Origin of the sequence: Chryseobacterium lathyri (assembly GCF_019970085.1) — a bacterium.
Lineage (GTDB): Bacteria > Bacteroidota > Bacteroidia > Flavobacteriales > Weeksellaceae > Chryseobacterium > Chryseobacterium lathyri.
This window is the reverse complement of record NZ_JAHXYG010000002.1, coordinates 333,630-347,171: the sequence shown is the minus strand read 5'-3', so window position 1 is coordinate 347,171 and position 13,542 is coordinate 333,630. Positions and strand designations below refer to the sequence as shown.

The 13,542-nt window shown below is 36.6% G+C and carries 10 protein-coding genes and 5 tRNA genes; 10 read left to right on the top strand and 5 right to left on the bottom strand.

Annotation, left to right across the window (positions count from 1 at the left end):
• Window positions 1–49: 49 nt before the first annotated feature.
• Window positions 50–1,075, bottom strand: coding sequence for an N-acetylmuramoyl-L-alanine amidase (locus LC418_RS06945; RefSeq protein WP_223558570.1), 1,026 nt, complete (start codon window positions 1,073–1,075; stop codon window positions 50–52).
• A gap of 135 nt (window positions 1,076–1,210) precedes the next feature.
• Between LC418_RS06945 and LC418_RS06940 the strand changes: the two genes are divergently transcribed.
• From LC418_RS06940 to LC418_RS06930, 3 genes are all read left to right on the top strand, one after another.
• Window positions 1,211–1,295, top strand: a tRNA-Ser gene (locus LC418_RS06940).
• A 26-nt stretch (window positions 1,296–1,321) separates the two neighbouring features.
• Window positions 1,322–1,396 (top strand) — tRNA-Pro (locus LC418_RS06935).
• 32 nt (window positions 1,397–1,428) lie between these two features.
• A tRNA-Arg gene (locus LC418_RS06930) sits at window positions 1,429–1,502 on the top strand.
• A 272-nt stretch (window positions 1,503–1,774) separates the two neighbouring features.
• Here LC418_RS06930 and LC418_RS06925 read toward each other — a convergent pair.
• From LC418_RS06925 to LC418_RS06915, 3 genes are all read right to left on the bottom strand, one after another.
• Complete coding sequence (locus LC418_RS06925; protein ID WP_223558569.1) at window positions 1,775–2,458, bottom strand: MBL fold metallo-hydrolase; 684 nt, start codon at window positions 2,456–2,458, stop codon at window positions 1,775–1,777.
• A 54-nt stretch (window positions 2,459–2,512) separates the two neighbouring features.
• On the bottom strand, window positions 2,513–3,172 hold the full coding sequence (locus tag LC418_RS06920; protein WP_223558568.1) for a Crp/Fnr family transcriptional regulator: 660 nt from the start codon (window positions 3,170–3,172) through the stop codon (window positions 2,513–2,515).
• Window positions 3,173–3,489: 317 nt separating this feature from the next.
• Window positions 3,490–4,845, bottom strand: coding sequence for a cupredoxin domain-containing protein (locus tag LC418_RS06915; RefSeq protein WP_223558567.1), 1,356 nt, complete (start codon window positions 4,843–4,845; stop codon window positions 3,490–3,492).
• Between the two features lie 414 nt (window positions 4,846–5,259).
• Here LC418_RS06915 and LC418_RS06910 point away from each other — a divergent pair, with 414 nt between their 5' ends.
• The 4 genes from LC418_RS06910 to LC418_RS06895 all read left to right on the top strand — a co-directional run bounded on the left by LC418_RS06910 (window position 5,260) and on the right by LC418_RS06895 (window position 10,199).
• Window positions 5,260–6,873: a helix-turn-helix domain-containing protein gene (locus LC418_RS06910; RefSeq protein WP_223558566.1), complete on the top strand. Its 1,614-nt coding sequence runs from the start codon at window positions 5,260–5,262 to the stop codon at window positions 6,871–6,873.
• A 382-nt stretch (window positions 6,874–7,255) separates the two neighbouring features.
• On the top strand, window positions 7,256–8,533 hold the full coding sequence (locus LC418_RS06905) for an erythromycin esterase family protein (protein WP_223558565.1): 1,278 nt from the start codon (window positions 7,256–7,258) through the stop codon (window positions 8,531–8,533).
• Window positions 8,533–9,432 carry an ABC transporter ATP-binding protein gene (locus LC418_RS06900; RefSeq protein ID WP_223558564.1) on the top strand — a complete coding sequence of 300 codons (900 nt, stop codon included), beginning with the start codon at window positions 8,533–8,535 and terminating at the stop codon, window positions 9,430–9,432. Before LC418_RS06905 ends, LC418_RS06900 begins: the two co-directional genes overlap by 1 nt.
• Window positions 9,429–10,199, top strand: coding sequence for an ABC transporter permease (locus LC418_RS06895; RefSeq protein WP_223558563.1), 771 nt, complete (start codon window positions 9,429–9,431; stop codon window positions 10,197–10,199). Before LC418_RS06900 ends, LC418_RS06895 begins: the two co-directional genes overlap by 4 nt.
• Window positions 10,200–10,243: 44 nt before the next feature.
• On the opposite strand, the gene LC418_RS06890 is transcribed toward LC418_RS06895, so the two are convergent.
• Window positions 10,244–10,732 (bottom strand): hypothetical protein, encoded by a 489-nt coding sequence (locus LC418_RS06890; protein WP_223558562.1) that lies wholly within the window; start codon window positions 10,730–10,732, stop codon window positions 10,244–10,246.
• A 77-nt stretch (window positions 10,733–10,809) separates the two neighbouring features.
• Here LC418_RS06890 and LC418_RS06885 point away from each other — a divergent pair, with 77 nt between their 5' ends.
• From LC418_RS06885 to LC418_RS06875, 3 genes are all read left to right on the top strand, one after another.
• Window positions 10,810–12,822 carry a M43 family zinc metalloprotease gene (locus LC418_RS06885; RefSeq protein ID WP_223558561.1) on the top strand — a complete coding sequence of 671 codons (2,013 nt, stop codon included), beginning with the start codon at window positions 10,810–10,812 and terminating at the stop codon, window positions 12,820–12,822.
• 315 nt (window positions 12,823–13,137) lie between these two features.
• Window positions 13,138–13,212 (top strand) — tRNA-Pro (locus tag LC418_RS06880).
• Between the two features lie 33 nt (window positions 13,213–13,245).
• Window positions 13,246–13,319 (top strand) — tRNA-Arg (locus LC418_RS06875).
• The last annotated feature ends 223 nt before the right edge of the window (window positions 13,320–13,542 follow it).

Here is a 13,542-nt window from a genome sequence, read left to right as displayed (position 1 = left end):
TTATTTTTAAATATAGCAAAAACGCATCTTAACCGATGCGTTTTAATTGTTATTTCGCTGGATATTTTTGATTTAAAGCCTGAAGGATTGCCCATGTTTCAGCATCCATAATTCCGTCATAATTCTGCGGACGGAAATGGTACTGTAAAGCTTCGATGGTTCTTTTTGTTGCATCATCCCACTTTCCGCTCAGATCCACATAATATCCGAATTTCTGCAATGCCGTCTGGATAGCAAAGATAAAGGAAGGATCATTATACTTTAGGGGTACTTCTTCCTGTGCCAGAGCTAAGAAATTCTGTTTTACGGCTTCATCGTACCACATTCCAAGCTGGTATTCATCATACAGCTTTTTCCATGGAAACATAGGTCCGGGATCCTGCTTTCTTGTTGGGGCAATATCTGAATGAGCTAGGACATTGGTTGCCGGGATTTGGTATCTGTTGACAATATCTTTAGCCAAAGCAGCCACTTTTTTCACCTGCTCATCACTGAATGGAGCAAATACTTTTTTTCCTTCGGCATCTGATGTATATCCGGTATTGACAATCTCAATTCCTATAGAAGTATCATTAAGGTTTTTATCATTTCTCCAGTTACTTACTCCGGCATGATAAGAACGTTTGTTCTCGTCCACCAGCTGATAGATCTCATTGTCTCCGGTATTATTCACCAGATAATGGGCGCTTACACCCTGTTGGGTAAGAACCGTAATGGATTTATCATCAGGAAGCGCTGTATAATGTAATATAAGGTAACGCTGTCTAAAGTTCTGTCCTATGGCAGGGAAATAAGTCTTTACAACTTTATATCCTGCCGGCTTTGCTGAAACGATAGAACCGTAACTTGCCGTATTGTCATTTTTTGTAGGATCAGCAAGATTGGTTGTAAAAAATTCTACTCCGCGGTCATTGGTAATTTTAGGTTTTGCGGTCTCGGCTACCGGAGTCTTAACAGCAGGTTTCGCCTGTGATACCGGGGCTTTTGGCTTGTAGGTATTTTTTTTAACATTTTGCTGGGAAGTACATGAAAAAACAAAAGTACTTAATCCGATGATATATAATGTCTTACGCATCAGTTTAATTTTTTAATCATTTATCTCCTCAAAAATACACAAATTTTTCTTGAATTTTATTTGGTAAATAAAGAAATCTATTCTATATTTGCACTCGCAATAACGGAACAACGATCATTAAAAAATAAGAAAAAAGGAGGGTTGCCAGAGTGGTTAATGGAGCAGTTTGCTAAACTGTCGACGTGCAAGCGTCGCAAGGGTTCGAATCCCTTACCCTCCGCATTTTTTCTTACTAACTATATTTTTCGGGGCGTAGCGTAGTCCGGTCATCGCGCCTGGTTTGGGACCAGGAGGTCGCAGGTTCGAATCCTGCCGCCCCGACTGTTTTAGTAATTTTCTCAAAATTATTTAATGGGTGCGTAGCTCAGCTGGATAGAGCATCTGCCTTCTAAGCAGACGGTCTCAGGTTCGAATCCTGACGCGCTCACTTAAGGAGACACTATTTGATAGTTGTCTCCTTTTTTATACCCATAAAAATCTGTTCCCCAAACTTTTATTATCGGGACATTTATATTGCTGATGTAGTTGAAGGCAGATAAATGGTATTTAAAAAGCGAGAAGAAAAACATGGCTTTACCAAGCCTTAATCTCTTGTCATAAAACTGTCATCCTAATTAGTTAACTCATTTGCATAACGTAATAAAAGAAGATGTCTAAAGTGCTTCTTCTTTTAAACCGTAATTATAGCACGGTCTATCTTTAAATAGCCGCACTGCATTTAGCCACAAATTGCTCAAACTTCCGATCTGTATTTCGCATGACCGGTCCGTGACCGAAGCAGATAATGGCAGGGTTCAGTTTTACTAACTTCTGGAGCGATTTGATGTTGAGCTGCTGATCGGAAGTGAATATATTCGGCGGAAGCCGCAGACCGGTCGCTGTCGTGAGCAGGTTCATATTTGTTGCTACATCTCCGATTATCAGTATACCATCCCGCTCACGGAATAAAGAAATATGACCTGCCGAATGTCCGGGTGTCTCTATTACCCGAAAATTCCCGATCATATCGTTTTCAACAATTGTCCGTTCGACTTTATGCCCCTGACCTGCCCAGTACTTTTGTTGAAGCTTTGCTACCCAATGTTGCGGAGTTGGATAGTCGCTGGTTACCATACCTGTTTCGGTCCTAAAAACTTCGTTAGGATGACAGAGTAAGGGTATTGCGAACTCAGCGCATATCTGATCGCTACAGCCCTGGTGGTCTGCATGCGCATGGGTCAGTATATGTTGATAAACGGGGATTTTCTGGAGAGCTTTCTTTACAGTGGTATACGAACTCCTTATTCCGGAGTCTACTAATACACCTTCGATAATATAGCAGTTGATACTGTTTCGTGGCATCAGTGAAATCTGGAACACATCGGGAGCAATTTGATGTAACATAGTTTTTTTGTGCAAATCTACATCGCTGATCAGGACTGCATAAGGACATTTGTCCTATAATACATTGGGTCTGTGTATTTGTCCTTTGGCCCGTGTAAGCGAACGCTGCGTGATACCCAGATACGATGCCAGATCCTGCGTCGCTACGCGCTGAACGAGCACTGGTTCGTTAGACAGGACATGACGGTATTTATCCACAGTCGATTTATTATTGTAATTCAGCATATAACGTTCTTTTTGGTTATACTCCTTCTCCATCACCGATTTTATAACTCCGTTCCAAGTCGTCACCTGATCCAGAAGATGTTGATAATCCGGAAAGCTTATTCTATAGATGACGCTATCTTCTATAGCTCTAATACCTCTTCTGGATTTTTCCTGTGCCACAAACTCCGGAAACGAGGTGACAAATTCACTTTCAAACTTGAAGCAGGTGATATTTTCTTTTCCTTGTTTGTCGATGGCGTATGCTTTTACAGCACCACTGGCAATAAATCCAATATGGCGGCAGGGCTCATCCTCACGAATAAAAAAATCACCCTTTTTTAAGCGGATTGGTTTGAAGAACTGCATAGAAAAGTTAATTTCCTCAGCTGATAGTTCTCCTGTTGAGGATAGGTAATTTTCAAATACATCAGTCATTTCACAGTCTTTTCGTCCTTTTATTTTTATTTTTTTAACCGTCCATGGATACATTTCGAATCCAACATTCAAATCTAGCAATTATTATACATTCAAACAAAGGCTGCAGATGCAGCCTTGTTTTAGTTTACTTTATTTGCCCTTGCAAGTATGAGCTTTCTAATTGCCGATTATTACTCCTATTTTATAAAAAAAACTGTTGCTCTCTGTTAGCTCTTTTTGCTTCACAAAATGATAACATATTCCTTATCGGTGGGACAATTTTCCCACGGCCGCCATTTGTTTTCATCTCTATTATAATTTCGTATTCTTGATTTGCCAAAGTCTAAAAAATACCTCAAGTGGAAATCTTAATTTTTCACCAGGCTTTTCTTTTAGAATAGTTAAGATCATTGAGCCAGTTTAGTAATGGAAATACCTCCGTAGTCTACAATGTTATTGGTAGTGGCATTACAACTGAAACGGACTCTTACCTTGTCTCCCGGATTCAGAAGTCCTGTCCAATATAAAGTATTGCCATTGTCTACAATAGTACCAGCTAGATCAGAATAAGTATGTTTTATCATTGTACTCCAAGTTGTTCCTCCATTAGTGCTTCTTTCATAATAGGCCATGGTATGCCATGTAGGTGTTGCTGCTCCTATACTTGTATGTGTATTAGAATTTTGCATGACTATTATGTAAATTCCTCCCATGCCAGATGGAACTGTAAACACATTATTAGTCCATGAATCGTATATATCAATGCCTTCATTTGTAAACTGACCGATGGCAGCATTAGGAATAATTTGCCCTTGCACATTCTGTGTTCCCGGTGCATTTGCAAGTACAAGCACTTTTGATGTTCCAGTATCTGTTGGCACTCCTTCAACATATCCAAGTACACCATTTCCATCCGCAACTACTGTCCTTACAGCATTAAAAGTTTGGCTTTGGGTAGCAGCTGCTGTACCACCAGGGGTTGTAAAGATGGCGTTTTGTGTACCATTCAACGGTAGATTTCTGAATCGGGTGACACCGTTAATATCAAATCTTTCCGTAGGGGTATTACTATTTATCCCCACATTTCCTCCTCCCGTAATAATCATCTTCTCATTCCCCGTAGCACCTCCTCCTGCACTTGTGATAAATCGAATCGGTGCTGCCGAACCAGAATTTAAATGTGTTCCTATATTAAGTGCAGTAGAAGCACCCAAAGCATACATCTGCGTAGCGCTATTCGTGTCAGAATACAACTGAAACTGACTAACTCCATTATTAGTTAAACCTATTGAAGACCTGGTCCCACTTCCTGAGCTCTGAACCAATCCACCAGACCCATTATTGAAAGTTGTATTCTGTATGTTTGAAAAACTCAAAAATTTTCCGTCCTGTGTGACAGTCCGATCTGATGTCAGTGTGCCATTGTCTTTATAGATATTTATGTCACTTCCCGAAAGAACCGCCATCCATTTTGTTCCGTTAAAATAGTAATAGCCCGGAATTTTTACATCGATAGTTTGTCCTGCAGGAGCTGTATCTGCAGCAGTAACATACACCAATGCCCCTTCCTGATCAGTGGTATAGGTTTTGGCTCTTACCTGTTCTCCGGTTAGCCTTGGAGCAATAATTCCGTCAAGCGAGGTTGTTTCTGTAGGTTTTCCCACTACATCCAATGTAGTTTTAGGGTTCGCAGTATTAATACCTACCTGCGAGAATATGATTGTGAAACTGAACAAAGTTCCTAACAATAAAAAATTTTTCATATGAATGTTTAATAAGGATTTATATATAATTGTGTTTATATTGTTTCAGAAAAAGCAGGAAGAACATACGTTCTAGGCTTCAACCGGATCTTAAAGCTGCTTATGAGTGCTTTAGTAATTGTTGATCAAGTTTGATAGTGTATGAATTCAATTCTCATGATTTATGTTGCTAAATAACTGTGTTCTTTTGCAGTATGCAAGACTATTGTAGAAGAAATAAGGAATTTATGCTATATAAAATTGAAGAAATTACCAATACAAAAAAAAATGTCAATATTCGATATAACAAACTGGCTACAAGCTATTTAAAATGCTTACATAGTAAGCATTAATTATGAATATATTCATATGAAAATTAATTCTTTGGGATTGAAAATTATATCTTTGTAAATCAACTAATAAACCTCTTTATTCATGAACAAAACACTTTACCTGTTTTTTATTCTTCTTTCTTTTTGTACTGTTTTTGCTCAAAATACAACGGAATTATCAAAATTTAGCAGAGAAGAGCTCGATGTGAAAATCCAGGAATATAAACTTCTGGCACATTCAAATCCTTCCGAAGGAATAAAAAAGTTACTGGAAGCAAAAAACCAATGTGTAAGAATAAATCATAAAGACGGTGCGATGAAAAGCTCTATGGGGTTGGTCTTAATTTACTATAATGATGGTGATTATAAAAAATCATTGGAAGAAACAAAATTTGCTGAAAAATACGCAAAAGAATTGCAATATACTGAGTATCTTTCTGATATTCATAGAATGAGATCCAATGTTTATGGAGAAATGGGACTTCTAAAAGAATCTTTGGAAGAATTGGGAAAGACATTCCTCTATACAGATAAGATTAAAAAAGCAGATATCAGATTTTACAAAAAAGCTCTTATCTATGAGAGTTATGCTGGAATATATGACAAAAAAGGAGATACAAATAAACAATTATACTACCGGCGAAAAAGTATAACCGAATCAAATAAAATGCTCGGGGACCGCCCAACAATGTTTAATGCTAAATTTCAAAATCTTGCTTATCAATACGCAAGTATGGGTTATGTTTACAGTCAATTAAAAGCAAAGGATTCTGCTGATTATTATTTTGGGAAGGCATTGGATATTACAGAGGATAAGAAATATGAAGTTTACATAAATGTGCGAGCTACCCTGTATAGTGATATCGCAAAATTTTATAATGAAAATGGAAATAGTAAAAAGGCGATTTTGTTTGCCAGGAGAGCCGAAATATTGGAAAGGCAGGCCACAATGCCTTATATCAGAAAGGACATTTATCATACACTGTTTAATTCTTATATGGAAACCGATAAGAAAGATTCATCCAAACATTATTTAGACCAATACAGTTCCCTGAGTGACAGTTTATTAAAATCTGAAAAGAAAAATATGTTGGCTCCTGTCAATCAGGTTATTCTGGATAAGGAAAATGAAAGCAAAGATACGGTTCGAAATGTATTAATTACATCCAGTACAACATTCATTTTTCTAATTTTAGGCGGATGGTTTTACTGGAAGAGGAAAAGCAGGACGGTGCATCAAAAATATGATGTACTGATTGCAAAAATTAAAGAAGAAAAAGTTCAACAAAACAATATTATCATACCCCAAGAAAATGATAAACTAAATAAACAGGAAACATTTGCAACTATTACAGAAGAAACAACAAAAGCTCTGCTTCGAAAGCTTGAAAAATTTGAGGTATCAGATAAATACCTCAAAAAGGATATCAGTTTACCTTGGCTGGCTACCAGTCTGAATACCAATACTAAATACCTTTCTGAGATTATCAAAATCTATAGAGATAAAAACTTCAATGATTATATAAATGGGCTAAGGATCAATTATATTCTCCATAAACTTGTAGAACAGCCGCATTACAGAGAATATAAAATCACGTACATAGCTAAAGAATGCGGATTTGCTTCCAGCCAGGTTTTTGTCATACATTTCAAGAAGGTAACTGGCTTTACCCCTTCTTATTTCATTGAAAATCTAAAGAAAGAAAAATTATTATAAGATAACAGACAGCACCATTATTGCTGTATAAAATTATTGCACAGAATTTTTCCCGGAATAATTATGAATCTCTGCTTTAGAAATGTGGATTTTTTTATAATATCTGAAAGATATCCGGCTTTTTAATTTAATTACTTTTTCACAGATAATACCCGCTAGGACCCGACTCCTATCCTACTTCCCAACCCCGCATTATATTATTTTCAGTTTTATAAGCGATCATTTTTATTTTCCACTGTTAAAAAACCTAATAACAATTCGTCATTTCTTTTTCCGTGGCATTATTTTCCATTTATCTAAATAATTCAGACTGAAGAGTAACATTATTTGCTAAAACAACACCTATTAAAGAAAATAGCTATAACTATGTAAATTTCAATTCATGAAGAAAATACTATATGCTTTCATACTTTCTGTTATTGCAATTTTTGTTCTGAATAAAATGGTTTATCAGGAAGTTCCCCAAAAAGAACAACAGAAGCTGCTTTCCGAAGTTCAGCATTATCAGCACCCAATTAAGAGTGTTTCTATGGAATACATTGACAACAGCGACCTAAAGGCACTTGACGCTGTGCTAAAGGACAATAGAGTTTTGATGCTGGGAGAAAACACGCATTTTGACGGTGCTACTTCAGAGGCAAAAGGCAGACTGATCAAATATCTTCATGAAAACCTGGATTATAATGTAGTTTTGTATGAAGCTGGGCAATATGATACCTGGTTGATGAACAGGGAAATGAACAGCCACAGCATGAAGGTTCCTACAGATTCCGTAGCTGGTCTCGGCCTTTTCTGGTTCTGGTGGGCAACCACCGAAACAAGACCCCTTATCCAATATTACCAGAAGACTAAAGTCTCCGGTACTCCCATTGAGCTTGGTGGTTTTGACATTCAGTTTTCCGGAAACGTGCTTTCCGGCAGACGAGGGAAGCTTTTAAAAGAATTTTTAAACAAGAACAAGATCAGTATTAATGACTTTCCTGTTTTTAATAAGAATATCAATACCCTTGATAATCTTACTTTTGACTCTTATGCCAATAAGATCCTTAAAGGAAATCAAAAAAATGAATTCCTCCGTGAGATCAGTAAGCTTGAACAGACCGTTTTAAAGCTTGAGAAAACACCGGAAAATATAATGTATGCTCAATATTTGCATGATATGAAAAATAATTTTCACAAGTCGTGGAAATACAAACCAGGATCAATGCCAAGCATGCATTTCAGAGATTCCCTTATGGCCAGAAACCTCATCCATCAGATTGATTCTGTGTACAAGGGCAAAAAGGTTATCGTATGGTGCGCTAATATCCATACTTTCGCAGAAAGATATGCTAAGGACTATCTTCCATTGGGAGCCTATATCAAGAATAAATACGGCAAAGCTTCTTATATGATAGATTTTTCATCATACGCCAAAAAGAGTGATAAGGGTATTCTCATTAACAAACCGGGGAAATTTGCTATTGAAAATGCATTCCATAAGACCCAAACGCCTTACTTTTTTATGAACCTCAGGGATATTCCGGAAAATTCACTTTTGAGAAAGGAATTTGTATCAACTATCAATCAGGGAATTGATCAGAAAAGGATCTGGAGTCGATCTTTTGACGGGATATTTTATATAGATACCAATACTTTATTAACACCAATCAATAAATAATGGAAAGCATAAAAACGCAGGACCTAAGTTATACCATAGGCTCTAAAACTATTTTAACCAATATCAGCCTGAATGTTCCGGAAGGCAGTATTTATGGTTATCTGGGAAGGAACGGAGCCGGAAAATCGACCACAATAAAACTTCTTTTAGGACTTCTGGAGGAATCCGATGATAAAATATTTATTCAGAATAAAAGTTTAAAGCAAAACCGTACAGAGATCCTTGCCTCAACCGGAAACCTTATAGAAGCACCCTGTTTTTATACAAAGCTGACTGTTTTTGAAAATTTAAAATACCTGGATATTATTTACGGAAAAGGAACTAAAAGAATTGATGAAGTTCTGGAGCTAGTAGATCTGCATAAAGAGAAAAAAAAGAAAGCCAGCGCCCTATCAATGGGAATGAAACAGCGTCTTGGAATTGCCATGGCTATTTTTCATGATCCGAAGCTGCTGATTCTGGATGAACCTCTGAACGGGCTTGATCCACAGGGTATTTTTGAAATGCGAAAACTTTTTCAGAATCTGAATGACCAAGGTAAAACGATCTTCCTTTCGAGTCACATTCTGAGTGAACTGGAAAAAACCGCCACCCACATCGGGATCATTGAGGGCGGAAAAATGGTTTTTCAGGGTACAAAAAATGAACTCCTGAGCCAGGTTGAAAGGGAGATCATTTTAAAAGTTAACAATGGAGAAAAAGCGATATCTGTGCTGAAGGGAACTTTTTCTGCATCTCAAAATGAACCGGATAAAATTTCAGTAAAAATTAATGACGACCTGGAATTCAATCTTCTTCTGAAAACTATGATCGGGAACGGTATTGAAATTTATGATATAGAATCTCAAAGCGCCAATCTTGAACAGATTTTTATTAACCTAATTTCTAAAAAACCATGACCAATACTTTCTATAAAGCTTTTTCGTCTGAACAGTATAAACTCTCTAAAAATAAAGAAATCTTTGGGGTATTCCTGATTCCTGCTTTTGTCATTTTAGCTATTACTTTTTATATTGCCTATGATGTTATCAGCTCAGGAGTAGCAGAAAGCAATGCCAATCCGTGGAAATATGCACTGGGAAGGTATGTATTTATGTTTTTCTATTTGCTGTATCCTGTTCTGGTCTGTCTTTTTGTTCATGCCTGCTGTGACGTAGAATACCGGAATAACAATTATAAAATTCTGTTTACCATTCCCGTTTCGAAATCGAAAATCTTTTTTTCTAAGGCTTTGTTTATTCTGGTCACGGTTCTGTTATCCATATTGCTGTCGTACATTGTATTTTTAGGAAGCGGTTATCTCCTTTCAGCCATTTTTCCTGACCTGGGTTATCAGAATTATGATTACAGGGAAGTTATATTTTATGTTTTCTTAAAGTTCTATATCACACTTTCTGCTATTGCGATGGTACAGCTGGCATTAAGTCTGGTATTCAGAAACTTTATTTATCCAATTGGGTTTGGCATGTTCATGCTTCTGTTCACAGCAATGGTCAAAGACAAGGAATTTTCAGATTTTTTGGTTTATACCGGAGGTTATAAATCCTTAGAAAATTTTCTGAATGAAAATATTCTTTTTGAAAGACTCGATTACTGCAATATAGCCGCGGTGTTTATTTTTATTGTGGTGAGCTTTTATTTGTTTGTGAGAAGGAAAAGGAGTTAAGATACGTTTATAAAACTTGAATCTTAAAAATTTTAGAAATCTTGCTAATGCAAATTTCTTGTAGAAGGCTTTTGCTTGGTTTTTATATCCTTGAAAAGTTCTTTATAAAGATTTTCTAATTCTTTCGGGGGTATTCCTGCATCAAAGCTTGACGATTCGTATGTTTTGCCATCAACTGTAATTAATACACTGGAAATTAAGGCCCTATCTGTAAACCTCCCTTCAGAAGGAGATTTTAGTGATGCAATTTTATCAAGATCTATTACTTCAATCTGTTTTACAATGTCTGCCCAATCCAGAGGTGATAATGCAGACACTGAAACACTTCCGTTCAGAGATATCGTTTTAGAATTTGGGATAAATGTTATCAGTCTGTCTGTACCTCTTGTCTGTTCTTTGATCTCTATTTTTTCAATCTTGGATTTTTGTACAGCATTTGATGTAAATGCATCCGGATTTCCTTTTTGTTGGGAAGTACAGTTTACATTACATAACATAAGGGAAATTAACGCAATTGTCAGTCTAGGATTCATTTTATGTATTTTAAAGTTTCAAACCAGTTTATTAATAAAAATAAATACATTTGTAAAATTAATTAAATTATATACACATGAAAGGTAAAACTACTTTTAAATTACCATTTTTACTTTTTTTAACACTCTTTTGTTTAGTTTTCGGACAGAAAAATGATCCTACAGATAAGATTGTTTTTGGAAAAACTTATACACTTGAAGAGCTCAGAAAAACAAATGGGTTTGTGAGATGCGCTTCTACGGAATATGAAGCTATGCTGCAGCAAAAGAACCCTAAAAGGATGACCGAACAACAGTTTGAAGACTGGATTGGGCCATTGATTGCCAATGCACAAAATAACAAATCTCAAAACGGAGGAATCATTACAATTCCTGTTGTAGTACACGTTATTCACAGTGGGCAGGCTTTAGGTACCGCACCTAATATTACCGACACACAAGTTCAGTCTCAGATTACTGTAATGAATAATGACTACAGAAAGATGGCTGGGACTCCAGGAGCAAACACCAACCCCGTAGGAGCAGACACTATGATACAATTTGCACTGGCAAAAGTAGATCCTAAAGGAAACCCTACAAACGGTATAGACCGTGTAAACCTATGCCAACCTTCATGGTCTACTTCTGTTATTGACAGCTATGTAAAACCTGTCACCATCTGGGACCCTACAAAATACATGAATATGTGGAGTGTAAACTTCTCTGATCCAGATCTACTTGGTTACGCACAATTCCCTTCTAATTCTTCTTTACAAGGACTGGCCGTGAATGGCGGTTATGCAGATACTGACGGAGTGGTAGCTAATTATGCAACTTTTGGAAGCAGTACTTATAACGATGGAACATTTTTATTAAGCGCTCCGTATGACCGTGGAAGAACAATGACTCATGAAGTAGGGCATTTCTTAGGATTGAGACATATTTGGGGAGACTCAAACTGTGGAACCGATTATGTTGCAGACACTCCAGTACACAGAACATCTAATGGAGGATGCCCCGTACATCCAAAATCAAACAGCTGTGGTACTACTGATGAAATGTTCGAAAACTACATGGATTACACCTTTGATACATGTATGAATATTTTTACAATCAATCAAAAGGACAGAATGGTTGCAGTAATGAACAATTCTCCAAGAAGAATGGAATTAAAAGCTTCAACTGCAGACATTGCTATCCCTTTATTTGCCAATGATGGTGAACTAAAAGGAGAAAGAAACTGTAATGAAACATCATGCGCTGATGCTCCGACTGCTGTCACTGCCCAATTCTCACTATACAATAGAGGAACAAGCCCGCTTACGGCTGCTGTTATCACTTACTCTGTGAATGGTGGACCTCAGCAGACAACAAACTGGAACGGAAACTTAGCTCAAGACAAGTATGCCATAATCAGCATTCCTTCAGGTTCAGGAGCTGGTAGTATTTCAGCTAATATTACATCAGTAAACGGAACTACTGACCAAAGAGCTACTAATAATTCTGCTTCTGTAGTTCTTGGAAATACAGTACCGGTATCAAGTACAAATTTTACATTCGAATTACAGCTTGATTATTATGGCTCAGAAACAACATGGGATCTAAAAAACAGTGCGGGAACTATATTATATAGTGGAGGAAATTATCCTGATACTGATCCTAACTTCCCTGCCCTTCTTACTGAAAACTGGACCTTACCTCTTAATGATTGTTATACTTTCACCATCAATGATAGCTATGGTGACGGTATCTATATAGATGAAGGCTTCTATAGAATTAAAAACTCAGCCGGAGCTATCATAGTTGCAGGACAAGAGTTTACAGACATACAACAAAAACAATTCAAAGTAGTAGGAGCATTAGCTACAAGCGAAGTAACAAAAGACAAAAATACAGCCGGAATTTACCCGAATCCTGTAAATGATGTTCTTAACGTTACGAACATAGCTAACAATACTAAATATGAAATTTACAATGCTGTTGGGCAGATTGTAAAAAGCGGTGCCATTGAAGATCAGAAAATACGAGTAGTAGAATTGACAAAAGGAACCTATTTCATTACATTCAAAAATGACAAGAAAACAGAAAGTGTAAAATTTATAAAAAAATAAATTAAATCTAAAACTGCAGTTTTCTTAATTGTAATAAACCTTCGGACTTTTTTCCGGAGGTTTTTTTTCATTTCAAAAATTTATAAAAATTCACTGTAAAATTTAAAATTCAAAAAAGAATCTGCATCTAAAGCATTGATATATAAATCCTAAATATTTTATTACATAAGAATATTGCTTTTTTTGACTTGTATAGATTTTAATGTTGTTAATTACTATTCAATATTTTTTTCACATTTCTCTTTTTTATTTGAAAAAAGTTACTATCTTTGCACTCGCTAAAACGAAGTAATATTCGCTTAGATGACCATCAATCGGGGCGTAGCGTAGTCCGGTCATCGCGCCTGGTTTGGGACCAGGAGGTCGCAGGTTCGAATCCTGCCGCCCCGACTGTTTTTAGTAATTTTCTCAAAATTATTTAATGGGTGCGTAGCTCAGCTGGATAGAGCATCTGCCTTCTAAGCAGACGGTCAAAGGTTCGAATCCTTTCGCGCTCACTTAAGGAGACACTATTTAATAGTTGTCTCCTTTTTTTATGCCCATAAAATTTGTGACCCGAACTTTTATGAATCAGAAAATCAAGGCACAGAATACAAAAAAATGGAGACGTTAATAAATAAACGTCTCCTTAAACTATTTGGAAAGAGTCATAGCGAACCTCGATGCCCTTTCAACATTACTATTATTGCATTTACTACCACTAGTAATAATTTTAACCCG

What these genes read in the sequence shown, in the direction of transcription:
- LC418_RS06905 (WP_223558565.1), top strand. Translation starts at nt 7,256, where the DNA reads ATGAAGAAAATACTATATGCTTTCATACTTTCTGTTATTGCAATTTTT.
- LC418_RS06925 (WP_223558569.1), bottom strand. Translation starts at nt 2,458, where the DNA reads ATGTTACATCAAATTGCTCCCGATGTGTTCCAGATTTCACTGATGCCA.
- LC418_RS06915 (WP_223558567.1), bottom strand. Translation starts at nt 4,845, where the DNA reads ATGAAAAATTTTTTATTGTTAGGAACTTTGTTCAGTTTCACAATCATA.
- LC418_RS06910 (WP_223558566.1), top strand. Translation starts at nt 5,260, where the DNA reads ATGAACAAAACACTTTACCTGTTTTTTATTCTTCTTTCTTTTTGTACT.
- LC418_RS06900 (WP_223558564.1), top strand. Translation starts at nt 8,533, where the DNA reads ATGGAAAGCATAAAAACGCAGGACCTAAGTTATACCATAGGCTCTAAA.
- LC418_RS06885 (WP_223558561.1), top strand. Translation starts at nt 10,810, where the DNA reads ATGAAAGGTAAAACTACTTTTAAATTACCATTTTTACTTTTTTTAACA.
- LC418_RS06895 (WP_223558563.1), top strand. Translation starts at nt 9,429, where the DNA reads ATGACCAATACTTTCTATAAAGCTTTTTCGTCTGAACAGTATAAACTC.
- LC418_RS06890 (WP_223558562.1), bottom strand. Translation starts at nt 10,732, where the DNA reads ATGAATCCTAGACTGACAATTGCGTTAATTTCCCTTATGTTATGTAAT.
- LC418_RS06945 (WP_223558570.1), bottom strand. Translation starts at nt 1,075, where the DNA reads ATGCGTAAGACATTATATATCATCGGATTAAGTACTTTTGTTTTTTCA.